Here is an 18,870-nt window from a genome sequence, read left to right as displayed (position 1 = left end):
CAGTCAACAGGTACTGGTTGGATGAGCGATAAATCTGTTATTGTCTGATGATAAGTTTTTTTCCTTCCAGCCTGCAATGCACATCAGAGATCTCCAGCATCCTCATGATATTAGACAGGCTTAGGTTTCTGTCCATTTTTCCTCCGAAAACGATAGCCGGTATTCCGTTTTCATATTGTACATCTATATCGTACCAGCGTTCCAGTTGTTTCATCACCGCCTGAATATCCGCTCCTTCAAAATTGAAGATGCCATTCTTCCAGGCCAGTACCTGGCTGGTATCTGCGCGATTCACCTGGATGCCAGGGGCAGTATGTGCAATGTTGGCCTGGTAACCCGGTTTCAATATAGAACTGTTATTTCCGGCATTCACCCGTACACTCCCGTTGATAAGGGTAGTGGCAATTACCCGTTCATTTTCATATGCGTTAATGTTGAAGGCAGTGCCCAGTACCTTCACTTCCATATTGTCCGCAAGTTTTACTGAAAAAGGCCTTTTTGCGTCTGGTTTAATATCGAAATAAGCTTCTCCCCTTAGTGTAACTACCCGATCCTTTCCTGAGAAGCTGGTGGGATAGGTCACTGCACTCGCAGCATTCAGCCATACATCACTGCCATCCGGCAATACGAGATGAAATAATCTGCCCTTGGGTGTACTCAGTGTATTATAACTGATCTCCTCCGCACGATGATCGTCGTAAGCAATGGTGCCCTGTGTTAATGATACATGAGTACCACCCTGGTTGGCGATCACTCCTTTCTGCAGGCTGTCCAGCGTTACCTGTTTTCCATCGCCCAGCGTGAGGATGGCACCCTGGCTGGCGGGTTGTATATCCCGGGCCGTAAATACCTGTTGTTTGCTTTCAGATGGTTTGGAAGAGGGGTAGATCCAATACAGCGTACCAAGGCCTGTTACAACTGCCGCAGCGGCTGCCCAGCGGGTAATAGCTGCTATCCTTCCGCGTTTATGCTTTTGAGGAATGGCCTGCTGTAATACAGACAGGATCTCGTCTGCCCGTTCCCCTTCTATTTCTATCTCCTCACCGGCTTCATTCATTACCTTATCTATCACCTCATACAACCGGGCATCGTTTTCCTTGTCCGCCATCAGGGTAAACAGCTTTTCTTTATCCTGTTCGGAACAGGATTGGTTCATATATGCCCGGAATAGTGATTCGAACTCATTCATGGTGATCAGCCGGTTTACTAATAGAGACGTTAAAAAAAATGAAATGGGGCAGTGAAAGGAAAAATATTTTTTACAGCAGCTCTTTCAGGAGGAAAAGCGCAGCTAACATACCAAGCCTGGCAAGGCAGTAGACGCGGATGAAGTGCATGGCTTCAGAGAGATGCCGTTTAACTGTTTCAGGGGCAATATTCAATGCATTGGCGGCTTCTTCCCTTTTCAGGCCCTGTTCTTTAATGAGTGTATATACTTTTTTCTGCTGCGGGGATAATTTAGTGACGGCCTGGCGGAGGATCTGCCGGTATTCCTTTTCCTGCAAATGTTCGCCCGGGTGTTCTGTGGCATGCAACAGGAGGTCGTCTCCGTCTTCCGGTATGGGGATGGCCATTTTTTGTGCAGCCATTTGTTTGAGCATGCTGAAGGTCCTGTTGCGGGTGATGGTGAACAGCCAGGCTTTGAAATGCTTCACTTCCTTTAACTCTTCCCTTTTCAGCCATACCTGCAGGAACACGTCCAGCAGGATCTCTTCAGCCACAGGTGCAGCCACTGTGAGCCTGTAGGCGATGGTGTATACTTTATTACGGTATAGGTGAAAGATCTCACCAAAAGCCTTTTCATCTCCCCGCGACACTTTATCAAGCAGATCCATCTCATGACTAACTTTCTGAACAGGCATCACATTGATTTTGGTAGCAAATATAATATTGACAGTAAGAAACAGCTATGGTACTGTTTTAAGTATAACGTGAATTAATGATAATATAACGTAGTCTGTTGGTTCACCCGGCGGGTAAAATACAAATATTTAAATAAAAAACCCGCGCTTTTGGCGCGGGTTTTGACTAAGTTAATATGTTTGCGGGAAAAGCGAAAAGGTATAAAGATTATGTTTCACATTAAACCCGCAGTAAGGTCAAGTCTATATTAAGCCCGCAGTAAGTCCACGTTGAGCCTATAGTAAACCCGTATTAAACCCACATTAAGCCTGCAGCAAGTCCACGTTGAGTCAGTCCCACACATTAAACCCACATTAAACCCTCATTAAGCCTACAGTAAGCCCACATCAAGTCCACGTCGGGTCCACGTTAAATCCACGTCAAGTCCACACTATGCCAAGGAACTTCCCTATTGCTATGCGGTTGCTACCCAGCTTCCATTCATTAGCTCAGTTCTCTGAAACAAAGGTATACCTGCCGGACGGCACCTGTAATAATGTACGCCCGTTCTCCTTCCCTATCACTTTTACTTCTTTAAAGCTGTTCACCGTTTCCCCCGGCATGTAAACAGTAGCCTGGGCGTTTACGGGTACTGTAACATCCAGCGTAAACCTGCCAGCCTCCTTTTTCCAACTGCTTTTGATCACACCATACAATGAAGTGGTTTCTGCTTCGGCAAAAGTTATTCCTTTTACCGGGGATGGTTTTACCAGGAAGGACTGGAAGCCGGGGTGAGCAGGGTCTGCACGGATACCGGCCAGGCTTTTGATAAACCAGGAGGAAATGCCTGTGAAGCAGGTATGGATCTTACTGGTCACATCCACGCTCCAGTATTCGGGCCAGGTGGTTTCTCCCATTTCCAGGAAATATCCATAGCTGGGTTCATTGGTTTTAGAGAGGATGCTGGCGAATGCTTCATGGTATTCCTCATATTCAATCAGGAATTTCAGGAGTACCGGCAGGCCGGAACTACCCATATCAAAATAAGCACCCGGTGCAGAGATCTTTTCTCTAAAGTTAGCGAGTACAGTAGCATATAACTTTTCAGGAACAATACCCGTCATTAAAGGGAATGCGGTTTGCACCTGGTCCCCGTTCATATAGATATTCAACGCAGGGTCAAAGAACTGTGCATTGATGCGGGTTTTCAGGAACCTTAATCTTTTGCTGTACAATACAGCATCTTCCGGATGCCCTAAGATACCGGCTATTTCAATCATGGTACTGAGGTTCATGGCGTACACACAATTATTGAAGAAAGTAGCTTCCGGGGTACCGCCAAACTCTTTCCTTCCGCCGGGTGCCGCCCAGTCTCCCAGGAACTTGCCACCACCAAAGAAAGCTTCCAGCAGGCCAAACTGGCTTTTGGTATGCAGGAATTCCAGCCATCTTTTACTGGTATTGTAATTGGCTTCCAGGATCTTCTTATCACCGTATGTACGGTAAAACTCCCAGGCCACATTCAGCCCTGCACTGCTCCACATGGGCCCGCCATAATGTTCATTCCATTGCGGAGCGGTGTGGTGGATCCATCCGTCGTGTTCCTGTACATCAGACCAGTCCCTTACATGTTTGGTATAAAATGCGCCTACCTGGTAATTAGGCAGGCCAATGCCCCAGGCGGTGGCAAAAACTTCTTCTCCATAACCCAGGCGTTCCCTGTGCGGACAATCAGCCGTAAAACCTTCTGTAGTACACATCCGGTACGTCCAGAGATCGGTTTCGTAGATCTTATTGAACAGGTTGCTGGAAGAAGAAAAGTGGCCGGTACGTTCTATGTCTGTAGCAACAACATAGCCCTTTACATCAGCCGGCGAAGGTTTACGTTTCAGCCCGCTGATATTCACATAACGACCAGCGGTATAGTTGAAGCGGTTGCGGAATGTTTCCCCTTCTTCTCCTTTACAAATGTAGATGTTCCCCTGCGTCCAGTCCTGGATGGTTACAGGATCGTCTGCCACCATGATCTTCACCGTGTCTCCGGCGGACATCCCATGCAGTTTTACTTCCAGCCAGCCTGTATAGTTTTTGCCCAGATCTGCTTTATAAATGCCTTTTATGGTATCCGTAACCCCGATAGCTGGTATTGTTTCAATGATCCGTGCGGGTTCCATATTGTGGGCGGATAAAATCACCTGATGATTTGTTTCCACAGCGTTACGCCATTGGCTGTCGTCAAAGGCTGTTGAATGCCAGTCCGGTATGAATTGCCGTGCGTCTATGTATTCAGCGCCATGGTCTTCATATTGATTTCCTCCTGTATTCTTACTGGAACTTACCTGGCACTTCCAGCTGGCATCTGTGGCAAGGGAGAAAGTTCCGGCATTCATCTGTACCCTCAGGGAAGGAAAGATGGTTCTGCCAAAGAACTCATTGCGGGACCATCCCGGTCCATACCAAACGGCGATCGTGTTCTTTCCTTCTTTCAACAGTGCCGTAACATCATACGTTACGTACATCACTCTTCTGTCGATACGTGTTAAGGCGGGAGCCAGTACTCGTTCGTCTGCTTTGCGGCCATTGATGTACAGTTCATGATACCCCATGGATGCCACATGCACAAAGGCCGTAGTCACTTTATCCAGTGTGAAGTTCTTTCGATACCAGATATGGGCTTCCTTAGCTGCATCCGGATGTTTTATCCATGGCCCTTTCCAGTCTGTAGTTTGCAGCAGCCCCATGGAAAAACGTGCAACGGCGCTCCAGGCAGTATTGCGCCCATCTTTATCTGCTGCTTTTACTTTCCAGTAACAATCTTCGTTGGAGCGTAATTTCCTGCCTTTAAATGTTACAAGGGCCGATTGACCGGATGTGGTTTCCCCGCTATCCCAGATATCTCCCTTGTTTTGATCTAACAGGGTTTTACTGCTGGCCACCAATACCCGGTAAGCAGTTTGTTTCTGGCCTTTTGTGTCTTTTGTATCCGTTAACCTCCATGTGAAACGTGGTACTTCTGTATCAATCCCTAATGGTTCCCGCATATATTCACAACGCAGTGCTGTTACCTGCATGGTGCTTTGTGCGGATACATGTATAGAAAACAACAGGCAGATGACTAATTTTATAGAACGCATGATGTTATTTAGAATTGGTGGAAGGAAGCAGAAACAAAATCCAGCACTTCCGGTAATGCCGTACGCCAGTAACCCCAGCTATGGCCTCCATCCCGGATCCGGAACTCATGAGGAATCTCTTTTTTGCGCATAGCGATATGTACCAGGGAGTTTCCTTCAAACAGGAAATCATCATCGCCACAATCAATATACCAGCGCACTGCTTTCTTTTTATCATCCGGCATATTGTTCACGAGGTACAATACACTCTGCCTTTCATAATATGCTTTGATCTGCGCATCTGTAGCAATAGAATCCTGGCCGCGGCGCTGCATCCACCGGGTAACATCTTCCAGTACCAGCGGGCCGGTTGCGGCACTTAAGGGGCAGGCTGCAGCAAACAGTTCGGGGTGATGCAGGGCATAGGTGAATGTGCCTTCTCCTCCCATGGAAAGGCCCGCTACTGCACGGTAGCGTTTCTCTGATCTGGCACGGTAGGTTTTCTCTATGAAAGGGATCAGCTCCTGGAAGAAGAAATCTTCATAGCGCCATTCTCCTTTGATATCGTTCGCATAACCACGGCGGCCGGTATTTGCATCAGGCATTACAATGATCATTGGGGTGGCTTTGCCTTCGCGGATAGCTTTATCTGTAATGCTCAACACTTCCCCGAACTGGATCCAGCCGGTTTGATCGTCTCCTGCACCATGCAGCAGGTACATCACCGGATAACTGCGTTGGGATGTTTCATAATCAGGAGGGAGGTATATAGCAAATTTCCTCTCTCCCTTTAATATTTTACTGGGCAGGCTGAGGTTATCAAACACTTTCCCCGTTTGTGCAAGTATTGCCGGGGGAAGCATTATACATGCCAATAGCAGTAACATTATTTGTTTCTTCATGATGTGGTTCTATTTACCAGGTTATATTGATCAGTTTTCCATTATAACTTTCGATCCTGCAATTAACACCCTTTACTTTTTTGATGGCGGTATTACTCTGCACCAGGAATGTTAATGCATTATATTTCTCCAGGATGTTTACATCAAAGCTAATGGTTAGTTTGCTTCCGGAACGGGTGATCACTGGTTTCACTGTACGCCGTATATTTTCATAGGCATGTACTGCTTCCGGTGGTGCGAACCATATATTATCCAGCCCCTCCTTTCCATACTCTTTAGCCAGGCGGTTGAACAGTTCCTTAAAGTCAGTAAAGCGGTAACTGATATTCCAGAGATCATCGTTACCTACGCTATGTGTAAATGTATTGAACCAAAAATATTTCCCGGTTGCGAGATGCTGTTTTATGCCATTGAACACCGAGTCCGTCATTGGTTTTTTACTGTTCAGGAATAACCTGCCTGCACAGAGCCTGTTCCAGTCTTCGCGTGTGGAAGGCTCTATCCAGTAGTCAGGGTACTGCCCGCTGTGTACTACTTTCAGACCTTGTGCAAAAGCGGCATTGGTGTAATGCGGAGCGCTCAGATGATCATCTTTTCCGCCTGGTATCACAAATTGCTGCATGTTATACTGCAGACGTTGCTGCACAGTGCGGGTGTTCTCTTCTACTTCCCATTCAGCTTTGACCTCTTTTCCTGTAGCATGCGTATAGCTATGATTAAGGATGTCCCAGCCGGCTTGTTTCATCTGTGCCAGATCATCCCAGGAAAAATGGATAGACCTTGCGTTGACAGCTACTGCGGCTTTAAAGGATATTGCATTACCGCAACCATCCGTATAATAAAGGCCGGGATAGATTGCACCATCTCCGCCTTCATCAAAGCCCCACTGATCTTTGAATGGAGCGGCTACCTGTCCGCCATTAAAGTATGGAAGCGCTACACGCGCTGCGGATATATAACCATCATCCAGCGTAAAGCTGCAGGCGAAACTTTTATTATAACGCAGAGGGGCTATACTGATCACTGCATCTTTAGCCTCTAACGTAATTATAACCTTACGTTGTTGCGAAAATGCCAGCTGTGATACTAATAATAAAAAAACGATGCCGGATCTCATTGTTCAAAATTTGCTTTCATCTGGCCAGAAAATGTTTTGCCTGCCGGACGTAGTTTTATTTTCAGGATCACACCTTCCTGCAACAAAGTGGAATGATATACTTCATCTCCGTTCCAGAACCTTTTGCGCACCCATTTCCCTTCATCATAATAACCTTCCTCTACAGCAACGATCTCAGCGCTTTGCGCACCGGAGCCATAAGTGGGCCTGAACTGGAACTTTGCATCAAAACCTATCAGCAGGAATTCATTATCTGCCAGTTGTGCTACGAGTGCGCGGCCAGACGGGGAACGGTCCTTTTTCCAGGTGGGGAAGCCATAACTGAAGAGGATATCATATCCTTTAAAGTTCACCAATTGATCCGGGCGGTTGTGTTCCTCTATCACTGCTTTCAGGCGGCCCGTACCCTGCAAGGCTATCACTTCGTTCAGTGCGCCCCGTAACAAACGGTAATTGGCGGCGATGCCGGCAAACTTATCGTCGAGCTTTTCCTTCCGGCGTTCGTCATGCGGGTCTGCGCTGAAAGGGTCTATTCCGTATACGGCTACCCCCATGGCATCGTAATTACCCAGCATGTGAAAATGATACCGGGCAAAATCAGGGCCTTTACCTGTTTCGGGTATAAAGAGCGGATTGTCCGGCCCGCTGTATTTGGTGCAGAGGTCATCAATAGCTGCCAGGTTATTCTGGTAGATATCCGGGGCCAGCAATACCATGTTAGGTGCAGTGGCTTTCCAGATATGCAGCATATTGGAAGTAGGCCCGCCACTGGGATAATCACCGGGGCGCTGGAAGCGGTGTTCCCGCAGCCAGGCATTCGTATACATGGGTAATGCGTACTCCTGCTTTCCTCCTTCCGCTACTTCATTAATGTAACGGGCAATGTGATAAGCACTGAAAGATTCCGGCGCATCCACACCAAAAACCTCCTGCCAGGTGCCGCTCTGTTTACCCAGTTGCTGTAACAGCTTAGGCGGTACGGCACTCTTAAACACGGCATTGGCACCTTCTGAATAATCCCTGTCTGTACCCAGCGACCCGGCTTCATTCTCTACCTGTACCATGATCACGGTCTGCTCCTTTGCATCTGCTTTTTTCAGGTAACGCATCAGGGCGGAAAACGCTTTCTTATCTGCATCCAGGTTAGCCTGCGCTACCGGAGACAGCAGCTGTAACTCGCCTCCTCCGGCATCTTTCATCCGCGGATAAAGATCAGGACGGCTCAGTACCCATTCCGGCGCATACTGTGAACTACCGTTCTTATAAGAACCGAACCACAGTAAAATCAGCCGGATCTTTTCCCTACGCGCACCTGCCAGCAGCGAGTCCAGCTCTTTAAAATTATACTTGCCGGATTCAGGCTCCACATTCTGCCAGTATACCGGCGCTTCCAATGTGTTACATTGCAGCTCACGCAACTGCGGCCATGTTTTTTCCATAATATAGGGCCAGCTGCTGCTATTCCATAGCTGGGCACCTAACACCAGGAAAGGTTTACCATCTACCATTAAATTGTATCCTTTTCCCTGTTGCTTCTTTACTACAGATGGCAGCGGTTTTTGTGCCAGGCATACAAAGCTGCAGTATAAGAATGTTGTAATAAGACCAATGATGCGCATGTTATACTATATTTTAATTCGGACTAAACCCCAACGTACTTTTCTTTCGATGGGATTAAATGTTTTTGTTTCGTAGCTGGCCAAAAAGGTGATCACATGACCCTTCGGGCAGCCTGGTTTTATTTTGATCACAGAGCTCAGTGTAAATCCGTCAGGCCAGCGGGCAGGCAGTACCTCATCCACCAGTCTTTCTTCTTCAGATGCTACCCAGAGATCTTCCGTATGGAGCCGCAGCCGGGAAGAATCTTTGTACAGCTGCATGCCTTTTTCTGCATCGCCATCTATGCGTATATCTGTCCACTCCGGCACATCAAACCATGCGGGTATGATCATTTCATCTTCAGATACCTGGTTGCCTGCCGTGATCTGTAATATTAGTTTCACTTCAAACGGCTTACCGTTCAACGTTGGTTGTTTGCGGCTGATAATACGTACAGGTGGCACTTGCAATAAACGTTCGTGTGGTTGTGCCTTTATCTTTACAACTGAGTCTGATACTACCACAGCCTCATCCTTAGTACGGATACGGATATCCAGTTCCTCTATCCGGTCATTCTCTCCACCGCGGTTAAATAACTGCAGCAATAATTCGTTCTGTCCGTTCTTTAAGAACTGTAAATTATGGTTCAGCCCTATCCATGCGGAGGGATCACCTTCCCGGTAGATACCGGTTTCCGTGCCGCTCTTCTGCATGATTGCCAGGCGGCCGCCGCTGTCTGCCAGGAGTTGTTGCTGATGCAGTTTATACGTTCGCAGATCAAACTGCACTACCTGGTACTGCTGCCCGGGCTGATACACCGGGGCAGTGATCATTTTCGCCTCCACACCTGGTATCGGTGCGCCTAAAGGCAGCCAACGGCGGGTATGAAACCCCCAGCCGCTTTTATCAATATGTTTGAAATACAGGTAACCTGGTTCATGCAGGTTACTTTCCACTTTATAACCCCAAACATCAAATTCAGGGTACAGGTCGTAATGCGACCATCTTAAAGGTGCAGGTAAAGTATTTTTAAATCCTTCTGTTACAAAACGGAGCGCGCTTTCAAAAACACGCGTTTCACCTGGCCGATCTACCATATGCCCGCCATCCAGCGATTGATAATCCAGCGGCAGGCCCTCCCATGCGGCACCGGCACGTACTTCTTCATTCAATCCATACAAAATATCTGTTGGGCTGGTGTGCATTCTTACACGCACGCTCTGAAGATTACCAAAAGTATAACGTACCGGGTATAAAGTGTGATTGTCCGGATAGCCGAAGAAGAATTCAGGGCTGCCGGTCATACTTACAATACTGCTTACCTTATCAGGATACCGGCCACCCAGGTAATAGGCCATGATGCCTCCCATGCTGAAACCTATGATCCCACGGTTTTCTCTGCCAGTCAAGGTCCTGTAAGTGGAATCAATGTGTGATACGAGTTCAGGGAAATAATCTTTCATCTGTACCTGGAACTTTACATCTTCATGATTGCCTATGTTGTAAGGCCGTGGTTCACTTTCGTCTATATTCCCATCCCACATCACCATGATCACACGGTATTTGTTTACCACCTGCTGCAATGCGGTATAATCCAGTTTCGCATTATCATCTTTGAAATGGCGGCCTCCCCATCCATGAAAGAAATATACAACGGGATAACGTTGATCATTTTTTGCATAATCATCAGGCAGGTATAAGCGGTACAATTTATCGTGACCGAAAACGTGGCTGTTATGCCTCAGGTCTTTTTGTGCCTGTGCATGCATGCTGTAAAAACAGGTCCAGGCAAAGAGTATCAGGTACTTCATAATGCTGCAGTTTCAACCAGGAATCCCGCTGTATGGTCCAGTTGTGTGGATGTTACGGTGATGGTAAGGCGGCCTGCGGCCCATGACCAGTTATCTGCGGGCATAGTGCCCTGCATGCTGAGCTTTGTTACTTTCATTGGTTTATTAGCACAGGGCAGTTCTATTTTCCCTTCGCTGAAAGGGATCACTGCAAGGCGTGTAGTGGTGGTAATGGAATGTTCATCCTGTGAAATGAGGCCCCAGTTCCCGGAGCAGGTAATATTTTCTACCGGTACGTTCTCTGTTCTTAAGGTAAGTGCTGTGAGTATGCCGTTCTCGGACCTTCCCCAGTTGCGCAGCTTAGGCGGCGCTTCCATATTTCCGGCAGAACTGTTGAACCATACCGGTTTCCAGAGTATGGAACGGCGGTACCATTTATTCACTGCGAGGCGCCTGTTCAGGAAACGTTCCGGGATGGCTGTACCATCCTCCAGTTCAGTAGGTAATACAGCACCGGGGGAACCAAGGATAATTGTATTCATCAGTACTTCATCATCCGTTCTCCATTCATAAGAAGAAGAGCCGCTGATGGCTACGCGCTGCTGAGACAACAGGGAAGCCCATATGCTCCATTCCGCATGCCCCTGCCGGGTATCATACCAGAGATCCCCCTGGTCGTCCAGCGATACCATATCCACCAGCGGGGCCCATAAGGGACTGATACCATAATACAGGATGATCACATTCGGATCTATACTTTTAGCGGCAGCAGATATGAGCCGTACCATTTCGTAAGAAGAGCGTTCTCCGCGGAAACGCGGGTCTTTTGGTACACCCATATCCGGATTAGGCATACCATATCCAAAATCCAGTTTTATCAGCCGCGGTTTCAACCGGCGCATTACACTGCGTGTTCGTTCTTCCAGGAAAGAACGGGTGCGGGGAGAACTTACATCCAGACAATAATATGCATCTCCTGCGGGATCAAAGTTCCAGTTTGCCAGGCAGGGTTTACCGGCGGCATCCCTGATGAGATCATTAGTTCCAAGGCCGGCGGCCAGCGTGTCTTTGATCCAGCCTACCGTTTCCCATATGCCAATATCAGTTCCTTTACGGCGCACTTGCTCCACCTCTTCAAAAAAGTGCGGAAACTTTTCGAGGTTGGGTTTTCCCGCCCCTTGTGAAACTTCCCATGGATCATCCAGCACCATCATTTCATTGCTCATTTTTTCCATGAAATCTGCAATTGGCTGGATGGGATATTTCTTTAACCGCCACATGCCCCAGGTATTCCATACAGAAGAAACGGGTGCTACTTTTTTATTCGCATCAACAGGAAATGATGTGTAATATTTTTCGAAGGATGCAATAGCGGAGGTATCTATTGTAATACGCAGGAGGTCTTCCCAGGTGCGCGTACGTTGTGGTAAAGCGCCCCAGAGGTCTTCGCGGAAAAGATACTGATAGCAGCCACGGGTACCACGTATCTTAAGCGTCATGGCACCATCTGGCACACTGCCTGCACCAATACAGATCCATCCCCTGCCATTACCCATTGCCGTAAATAATACAGGGCGTGGAAAAGCAGCACCATAGGGCGTGCTCATGGAAGGGCCGAAATTACCCAGTGCAATATCCGGTTGCCCGAAATCCCACATGCGGAAATAACTTTGCACGGTTCCTCCTTTAGCGCCCGGCACACAATAACCTATTGTTTGCCAGTCAGGCAAAAAAGGTCTGTCCCATACAGGTTTTACATTCACTGCGGTAGCTGCGATCGGCGATGCACCTATGTACATTTCTGCAATCGCAGGCGCCTTGCCCTGCCATTGGATACTGAGCCGGCTTATGCGGATACCCCAAGCCTTGCGTTCCAGCACCAGTGTGCCGGTGCCGTACTTTTCCAATACCAGGGATATTTCTCCTTTATCGTTAGGTTTGCCCAGGGCACGGGCTTTCAGGTAGCGGAACTGCCCTCTTTCATCCTTTATCCAGAAGGAAGGTAACAGGCCACCCTGCCAGGTGACAGCACCGCCTGGTACTTCAGTAAGTGTTGCACGATCGTTCGTTAAATTCCATTCGAAGCGCAGGTTTCCTTCCTCGTAGCTCCATTGTGCCTGTGCAGGAAAAAAATGCCAGCAGCTTAAAAAACAGATCCAGGTAATTACTTTCATCTTATTTAAAATAATCAGCTTCATTTTGATGCAAAGCTTTTACCTGCATCAAAATGAAGCCACATGTTACTTATATGATCCTATTTTGCCAGTTTAGGGTTCAGCAATACATCATAATCCGGTATGGGGGACTGGTATTGCTTTTTGGTGATATCCACATCAATTTTCATATCCAATGGGTCTTTTAATGTCTTCACCGTTTCCACTTTTTCCGTCCGCACAAGGTCGAACCAGCGGGAAAATTCAGCGGCCAGTTCCCATCCACGTTCTGCTACCACGGAATCCCTGAAAGGCATTTTACCTAATCCGGGCACGAGGTCGTTCAAACCAGCACGGAAGCGTACACGGTTGATAGCCTTATAGGCCTCTGCGTTGGGCGCTCCATCTGCCATGGCCTGTGCTTCCGCATAGATCAGCAGAACTTCTGCAAAGCGCAGATAGTTCATATTCCGGGAAGTCATAAAATCATTTTCATAGGAAGGCTTTCCTTTCTCTGTACCGTCCCTGTATTTGGCAATATAGGGATGTTTGGTACTCCCCTGTTCAAAGCTGACGCCGTTGGTGAATTGTGTATGAAAAGTACCATTTTTACGGATACCTTCCGGAAATCTTTTATAGAAACCCAGTTCAAAAAACACATCGTCCCAGCCGGATTCTTCGGAAGGCATGGTGGTGTATCCACCATGGGTCATGTAATACGGACTGTTGCATTTTTCTACGGAACAAAACTGGATAGCCCATACGATCTCTTTATTATTCTCATTGCTAAGCGGCCATATATCTGCAAAATTAGGAAGGATATCATGTGGTGAATGATCAATCACATCCTTTGCTTCAGATGCTGCCAGCGCATACTTTGCTTCATCTTTCAGCGGCCAGCCGCCCATGGTCAGGTATACCTGTGCCAGCAATGACTTTGCAGACCATACAGTAGGCCGCCCCGGAGCACCCTGCCAGGAAGGCGGCAGATGTTGCTTTGCATAGGTAAGGTCTGCAATAATGAGATCGTACACATCTTTCACAGGAGATTTATCAACATTGTAATCCATTTCAACTGTTGTGATCAGGGGTATCTCTCCAAAGATGCGCACGATCCAGAAATAGGAAAATGCACGGAGGAAACGCGCCTGTGCCACCAGTTTATTGATGTTCTCCGGATCTGATGCACTTACCTTCTGGTAATTTCCGATAACGTTATTGGCAGCATAGATCACCGAATAAGGTATGCGCCATCCGGAGTTGCGCATGGCCCCGTTCTGTGAAGTACCCGCGAAGAGATCAAACTCTTTGAAATCCTGTTTATTACCACCTGAGAGCGTGGTAAGATCATCTGCTCCCATTAATGGCACCCACACCCTTGTAGAACCGAAACCGTTCCAGGGATCGCTTACAAGGCGGCTGTAGATAGCCGTTACCGCAGCATCCAGGTCTGATTCCGTGCGAAAGAACACATCGTTCACCAGGGAACCCTGCAGGTTTTCTTCCAGCTTCTGGCAGGAACTTAATAACAGTATCAGTATCGTTATATTGAGGATCTTTTTCATGATCTTAAAGTTTTAAAGTACAAGCCTTATACCTACTGTAATGGTCCGGAACGCAGGATAGGTACTATTATCGATCCCCATCGCCACATCTGAAGTAGTAGGCGTAGTAGATAACTCCGGGTCAAATCCTTTGTATTTTGTAATCACAAAAAGATTCTGCCCGCTTACATAAAACCTGGCCTGGCTGATCTTCATACTTTTCATCATGGAAAGCGGCAGATTGTAACCAAGGGAAAGGTTGGACAGGCGGATGAAACTACCATCTTCCACAAACTGGCTGGATTGCTGCAGGGTATTGGTAGAAGTGGTGATACCTGGAATATCTGAGTTCTCGTTCTTCGGCGTCCACCTGTTCAACACTTCTTTGGCCGTGGCATACCTGGCGTCTGTACTAAAGCTCATGGGCAACCAACGTGTATAGTTCCATACATCGTTCCCCTGCATACCGCTGAAGAGAAGGTTCAGATCAAAGTTGCGCCACTCCAGTGTAGTATTCCAGCCCCAGGTAAAATCAGGTGCTGCTTTACCGATCTTCATCATGTCCGGCCCGCTGATCTCACCATCTCCATTCACGTTCAGGTAATGCGCATCTCCCGGTTTCCGCTGTACCTTTGCAGCTTCTGCTGCTTCTGCCGTTTTCCATACCCCCTTGTACACATACCCTCTGAACTGCCCCAGCGGCTCCCCTACTTTTACAATGAATGGATTGAGCCCAACGTTATATCCGCCATTGGTATAGATCTCTGTGGCACCGCCCAGGTCCAGTACCTTGCTGCGGTTGGCACTGATGTTAAAACCGGTTTCAAGCCGTAATGCAGGTTTGTCTATCACAACGCCGTTCAGCATAAGCTCAATACCCTGGTTCTGCAAAGAGCCAACATTACTCGTGCGGGTACCGCCACCGTTGTAGTCAGGGATGTTCACATCCAGCAACAGGTCTGTAGTTTTTTTGTGGTAATAGTCCAAAGCACCGTTCAGTCTGCCACCAAAGAAACCAAAGTCGATACCAAGGTCCAGCTGCGCGGTGGTTTCCCATTTCAGATCAGGATTAGCAGGTGTACCCGGCCCGATACCAACACCCAGGCTGCTTCCGTTGAAAGGATAACCTCTCTCAAATGTTTGCAGCAGGTTGAGCGTTTTATAAGGCCCTATGGCCTGGTTACCGGTGAGCCCGTAACTCGTTCTCAGTTTCAGATCACTGAATATATTCAGGTTATGAATAAACGGCTCTTCGGAGATCCTCCATGCAAAGGCACCGGAAGGGAAGTAACCATATTTGTTGTCGCCTTTGAATTTGGAAGAACCATCTGCACGAAAAGTAACGGTAAACAGGTACCTGTCTTTCAGCGTATAGTTCACACGGCCCAGGTAGGATTGCAGGGACCATTGTGAAAACCCTGAACCAACTCTGCGGGTGGCACCCAGGGAAATATCATTATATCCTAATGCTATGGTAGGAAAACCGGTAGCCCAGGCTGTGCTGAACTTGGTAGTACTCAGCTGCTGCTCATAACCGGCGGTGATCTTCAGCGAATGGATGCTGTTAAACACTTTTGCATAGTTGATCATATTGGTGTTCTGCAGGGTCCAGGTGAAACCATTGTCGTACCCCGCTTCTGTGCTGGACAGGTTGTTGCCAGGCTGATATCTTTTCAGGTAAGGGTTATTATAATTGTTGCCGTTCACGCCGCCGCTGATGGTAACAGACAGTTCATCTGTGATCATGTATTGCAGTTGCGAACTTGCCAGTACGTTCAGTATGTTGCCATCAAAGATCTGTTCATTGGTAGTAAATACGGGATTGGAGGTGATGGGGCCATAGGAAGGAGACCTCCGGTAGTCCTTTGTAGCAGTGTCCCATACGGAAACATTGGGAGAGAAGATGAGCGCACTACCCAATGCCGTATTACGGCCATCGTATCCATAAATATTCCTGGACTTTTCAAAAGTGCCATAGAGGTTCAGGGAAAAGTCCAGCCGTTTGCTCATTTTGGACTTCACATTTGCGCGAAGGCCGTAACGTTTGTAAGCAGAATTTTCAATGATCCCTTTCTGATCGGCCAGGCTTCCGGATACATAGTATCGTGTATTTTCCGTTCCTCCACTGAAAGATAACTGGTAGTTCTGTGTACTGCCTGTGCGGAGTATTTCATCCTGCCAGTCCGTACCTCCCGTCCTGCGTGCCTCATCGATCTGCGCTGCAGTGAACAAGGGATTGAGGCCATCCACACTTTGCTTTTCATTGGCCACCTGCATATACTCTACAGCATTGAGCAGATCGTATTTCTTACTTACTTTATCCATGCTGTAAAAAGCATCGAAGCTAACGTTCGCCTTGCCTGGTCTGCCGCTTTTAGTAGTGATGATCACTACGCCATTGGCACCGCGGGAACCATAAATGGCTGTGGAGGAAGCATCTTTTAGAATGTCCATAGATGCAATGTCATTAGGGTTCAGTGTTCTGATATCTCCGCCGATGATCCCATCAATAACATATAGGGGATCGCTGTTGCCGGTAATGGAATTACCTCCGCGAATACGGATCTTCATGCCTGCGCCGGGTGTACCGTTCGGCTTCTGCACCTGTACACCGGGAGCACGTCCTTTCAATGCATCCTCTACACGGATGATGGGTTGCTTCTCAAATGAAGCGGCAGACACCGTGTTAATGGCACCTGTGAGGTCTCCTCTCTTTGTAGTGCCGTATCCAACCACTACTGTTTCCTGCAGGCCTGTTACATCACGTACCAGCCGGACAAGGATACTGGTACGTTTGTTCACAGGCACTTCCTGCTTCACAAAACCGATATAGGAAAAGATCAGTGTACCATCGCCATCGGGCAGGGTAATGGAATAGTTCCCTTCCGTATCTGTGGCTGTGCCCAGGGAGCTTTGTTTCAGGGCTACACTCACGCCCGGTAGTGCCTGCCCTTTATCGTCCGTGACTGTTCCTTTTACCACCATTTCCTTTTTTTCCACAATGGGCATGGGTGCTGGCAATTCCGTGCGGGGTACCACCACCACCGTTTTGTTGGAGATACGGTATCCCAGTGGATAGTCTTTGAAACAGACGGCCAGGATCTCAGGTATAGTAGCATCTTTTACCCGGATATTCAGGCGGGGTGAATTGTTTACATCCTCCAGGTTGTACAGGAACTTGTAATCGCTCTGCTGCTGAATGATCCCGAACAAGCGGGTCAGGCTGGCATCTTTCAGGTTCAGGGTGAGGCGTACATCTTGCGAATAGCTGGTGGCTGATACCTGCATGATACAAACCAGCATCAGAAAAGTAATGTTTCGCATAACATGAAGCATTAGCCGGGAGGAAGGCTGTTCAAAGAACGCCCTCCTGCCGAAAAGGATTTTTTTCATAACTTACGTGGAGATAGTGATTAATAGGCATTTCCCATTTGCTTAAACGATGGAGTAAATGCCGGTTGCTTTCAACGCCGGGGAGGTGGCCGCCTTCCCGGTTTTCATTTTTTGGAATGCACCGATTTTCTACATAACGATTACTTTTGGTTAGGTTGTTTTTAAGGCAGCCGGTCTTACGATCAGTGTCCGGCCCTGCAGCTGGAATCTGACCTTGCCTGTCATTTCGAGTAGTTCAAGTACCCCGGCTATATTTTCGTAACGATGGATGCGCCCTGAGAAATGAAATTTTCGCTCCATACTGCTTTCGCAATTTATATCCACATCGTACCAGCGTCCTATCTGGCGCAGTATATCACCCAGCGACGCGGCATTAAAAACAAACAGGCCATTCTTCCAGGCTAATGCTTCTTCCATATCTGCGCGTACCACCTTAATATCATTCACGGCAGCCTGGACCTGTGCCTGAAAACCAGGCTGCAGTATCATTCCCCGCTCCTGTTCCGGATGGCTTACCTTTACAGCCCCGCTGGCCAGTGTTGTGCGCTCCTCCGGCATGTCCGTATATGCATATACGTTAAAATCCGTTCCTAACACCCGTACAAGAGAACGTGCTGTTTTTACGATGAAAGGATGCTGCACATCCTTTGCCACTTCAAAATAGGCCTCACCGGAAAGCTCCACCACCCTTTCCTTTCCTTCAAACCTGGTTGGAAAACGCAGGGAAGATGCGGCATTCAGCCGGGCTGTAGTACCATCCGCCAGCATTACTGTGTATTCTCCGCCCTTAGGTGTTACCAGTGTATGATACACCGTTTCTGCATCTGCCTTTTGTTTATGGCCCTGGTAACGCAATGCGCTATACCCGTTCTTTACACGCGTGCCGTCTTCTTCTTCAAATTCCTGTTCCGCCTCACCCTTCAGTTGTACTTCATGCCCGTTCTTCATCACCAGTTTTGCCACATTCCCCTTCGGCAAAAAACTACTGTCCACACGCATATCTTCCACTTGCAAAAGGGGTAAAGGTTTTTGTTCCTGCCTTAACAGGTAAACACCTCCCCCCGCAAGCCCCAGTAACAGCAGGATCGCTGCAGCATAGCGAAAGAAATGCCTGATCTTCACCCGGTCATGTTCGCCGGAGCCATACTTTTTTTTGAGGAACTGTTCCTTTGCCAGCTCCTGCCCTTCTGCCTCCCAGCTCTCCAACTGTGCTGAAAGGAATGCAGGATCCGTCATACGATCGTACAACGCTTTGTTAGCCGGGCTTTCCTGCCGCCAGGCTTCCAGCCGCGCGGTTTCTTCGGCCGTAAGCGTACCATTTATCAGCCTTGCAAGCAGGCGGGAAATTTCAAAATGCGGATCATCTTGCTGCATAGTATCCGGTAAAACGATCAACCAGGAAAAAAGGATGGAATGG

Annotated in this window: 11 protein-coding genes; all 11 read right to left on the bottom strand. The window is 47.9% G+C overall.

Annotation, left to right across the window (positions count from 1 at the left end; translation table 11 throughout):
- Positions 1-37 precede the first annotated feature (37 nt).
- The 11 genes from BUR42_RS03315 to BUR42_RS03260 all read right to left on the bottom strand — a co-directional run bounded on the left by BUR42_RS03315 (position 38) and on the right by BUR42_RS03260 (position 18,827).
- On the bottom strand, positions 38-1,189 hold the full coding sequence (locus tag BUR42_RS03315) for a FecR family protein (protein WP_074237812.1): 1,152 nt from the start codon (positions 1,187-1,189) through the stop codon (positions 38-40).
- Between the two features lie 70 nt (positions 1,190-1,259).
- On the bottom strand, positions 1,260-1,862 hold the full coding sequence (locus BUR42_RS03310) for an RNA polymerase sigma factor (RefSeq protein WP_074237810.1): 603 nt from the start codon (positions 1,860-1,862) through the stop codon (positions 1,260-1,262).
- A 489-nt stretch (positions 1,863-2,351) separates the two neighbouring features.
- The gene (locus BUR42_RS03305) at positions 2,352-4,976 is read right to left on the bottom strand and encodes a family 78 glycoside hydrolase catalytic domain (protein WP_074237808.1); all 2,625 of its coding nucleotides are present in this window, start codon (positions 4,974-4,976) and stop codon (positions 2,352-2,354) included.
- Between the two features lie 8 nt (positions 4,977-4,984).
- Entirely contained in the window at positions 4,985-5,857 is an 873-nt protein-coding gene (locus BUR42_RS03300; RefSeq protein WP_074237807.1) for an alpha/beta hydrolase, read from the bottom strand.
- 13 nt (positions 5,858-5,870) lie between these two features.
- Entirely contained in the window at positions 5,871-6,974 is a 1,104-nt protein-coding gene (locus tag BUR42_RS03295) for a polysaccharide deacetylase family protein (protein WP_074237805.1), read from the bottom strand.
- Positions 6,971-8,593 (bottom strand): DUF5597 domain-containing protein, encoded by a 1,623-nt coding sequence (locus tag BUR42_RS03290; protein WP_074237804.1) that lies wholly within the window; start codon positions 8,591-8,593, stop codon positions 6,971-6,973. The genes BUR42_RS03295 and BUR42_RS03290 overlap by 4 nt, the downstream gene beginning before the upstream one ends.
- Positions 8,594-8,599: 6 nt before the next feature.
- A complete protein-coding gene (locus tag BUR42_RS03285) occupies positions 8,600-10,384 on the bottom strand; it encodes an alpha/beta hydrolase (RefSeq protein ID WP_074237802.1) in 1,785 nt (594 codons plus the stop codon).
- On the bottom strand, positions 10,381-12,537 hold the full coding sequence (locus BUR42_RS03280; RefSeq protein ID WP_143197318.1) for an alpha-amylase family protein: 2,157 nt from the start codon (positions 12,535-12,537) through the stop codon (positions 10,381-10,383). The genes BUR42_RS03285 and BUR42_RS03280 overlap by 4 nt, the downstream gene beginning before the upstream one ends.
- Positions 12,538-12,617: 80 nt before the next feature.
- On the bottom strand, positions 12,618-14,081 hold the full coding sequence (locus BUR42_RS03275; protein ID WP_074237799.1) for a RagB/SusD family nutrient uptake outer membrane protein: 1,464 nt from the start codon (positions 14,079-14,081) through the stop codon (positions 12,618-12,620).
- A gap of 12 nt (positions 14,082-14,093) precedes the next feature.
- Positions 14,094-17,384: a TonB-dependent receptor gene (locus BUR42_RS03270; protein WP_159442207.1), complete on the bottom strand. Its 3,291-nt coding sequence runs from the start codon at positions 17,382-17,384 to the stop codon at positions 14,094-14,096.
- Between the two features lie 219 nt (positions 17,385-17,603).
- The gene (locus BUR42_RS03260; protein ID WP_074237797.1) at positions 17,604-18,827 is read right to left on the bottom strand and encodes a FecR family protein; all 1,224 of its coding nucleotides are present in this window, start codon (positions 18,825-18,827) and stop codon (positions 17,604-17,606) included.
- Positions 18,828-18,870: the final 43 nt, after the last annotated feature.

The sequence above is a fragment of the Chitinophaga niabensis genome (genome assembly GCF_900129465.1).
In the GTDB taxonomy this organism is placed as follows: domain Bacteria; phylum Bacteroidota; class Bacteroidia; order Chitinophagales; family Chitinophagaceae; genus Chitinophaga; species Chitinophaga niabensis.
Note: the sequence above shows the minus strand (reverse complement) of the source record. Positions and strands in the feature narration are given on the sequence as shown.

Coding starts and splice junctions, on each gene's coding strand:
- BUR42_RS03260 (WP_074237797.1), bottom strand. CDS start 18,827: ATGCAGCAAGATGATCCGCATTTTGAAATTTCCCGCCTGCTTGCAAGG.
- BUR42_RS03270 (WP_159442207.1), bottom strand. CDS start 17,384: ATGCGAAACATTACTTTTCTGATGCTGGTTTGTATCATGCAGGTATCA.
- BUR42_RS03280 (WP_143197318.1), bottom strand. CDS start 12,537: ATGAAAGTAATTACCTGGATCTGTTTTTTAAGCTGCTGGCATTTTTTT.
- BUR42_RS03315 (WP_074237812.1), bottom strand. CDS start 1,189: ATGAATGAGTTCGAATCACTATTCCGGGCATATATGAACCAATCCTGT.
- BUR42_RS03295 (WP_074237805.1), bottom strand. CDS start 6,974: ATGAGATCCGGCATCGTTTTTTTATTATTAGTATCACAGCTGGCATTT.
- BUR42_RS03275 (WP_074237799.1), bottom strand. CDS start 14,081: ATGAAAAAGATCCTCAATATAACGATACTGATACTGTTATTAAGTTCC.
- BUR42_RS03290 (WP_074237804.1), bottom strand. CDS start 8,593: ATGCGCATCATTGGTCTTATTACAACATTCTTATACTGCAGCTTTGTA.
- BUR42_RS03305 (WP_074237808.1), bottom strand. CDS start 4,976: ATGCGTTCTATAAAATTAGTCATCTGCCTGTTGTTTTCTATACATGTA.
- BUR42_RS03285 (WP_074237802.1), bottom strand. CDS start 10,384: ATGAAGTACCTGATACTCTTTGCCTGGACCTGTTTTTACAGCATGCAT.
- BUR42_RS03310 (WP_074237810.1), bottom strand. CDS start 1,862: ATGCCTGTTCAGAAAGTTAGTCATGAGATGGATCTGCTTGATAAAGTG.
- BUR42_RS03300 (WP_074237807.1), bottom strand. CDS start 5,857: ATGAAGAAACAAATAATGTTACTGCTATTGGCATGTATAATGCTTCCC.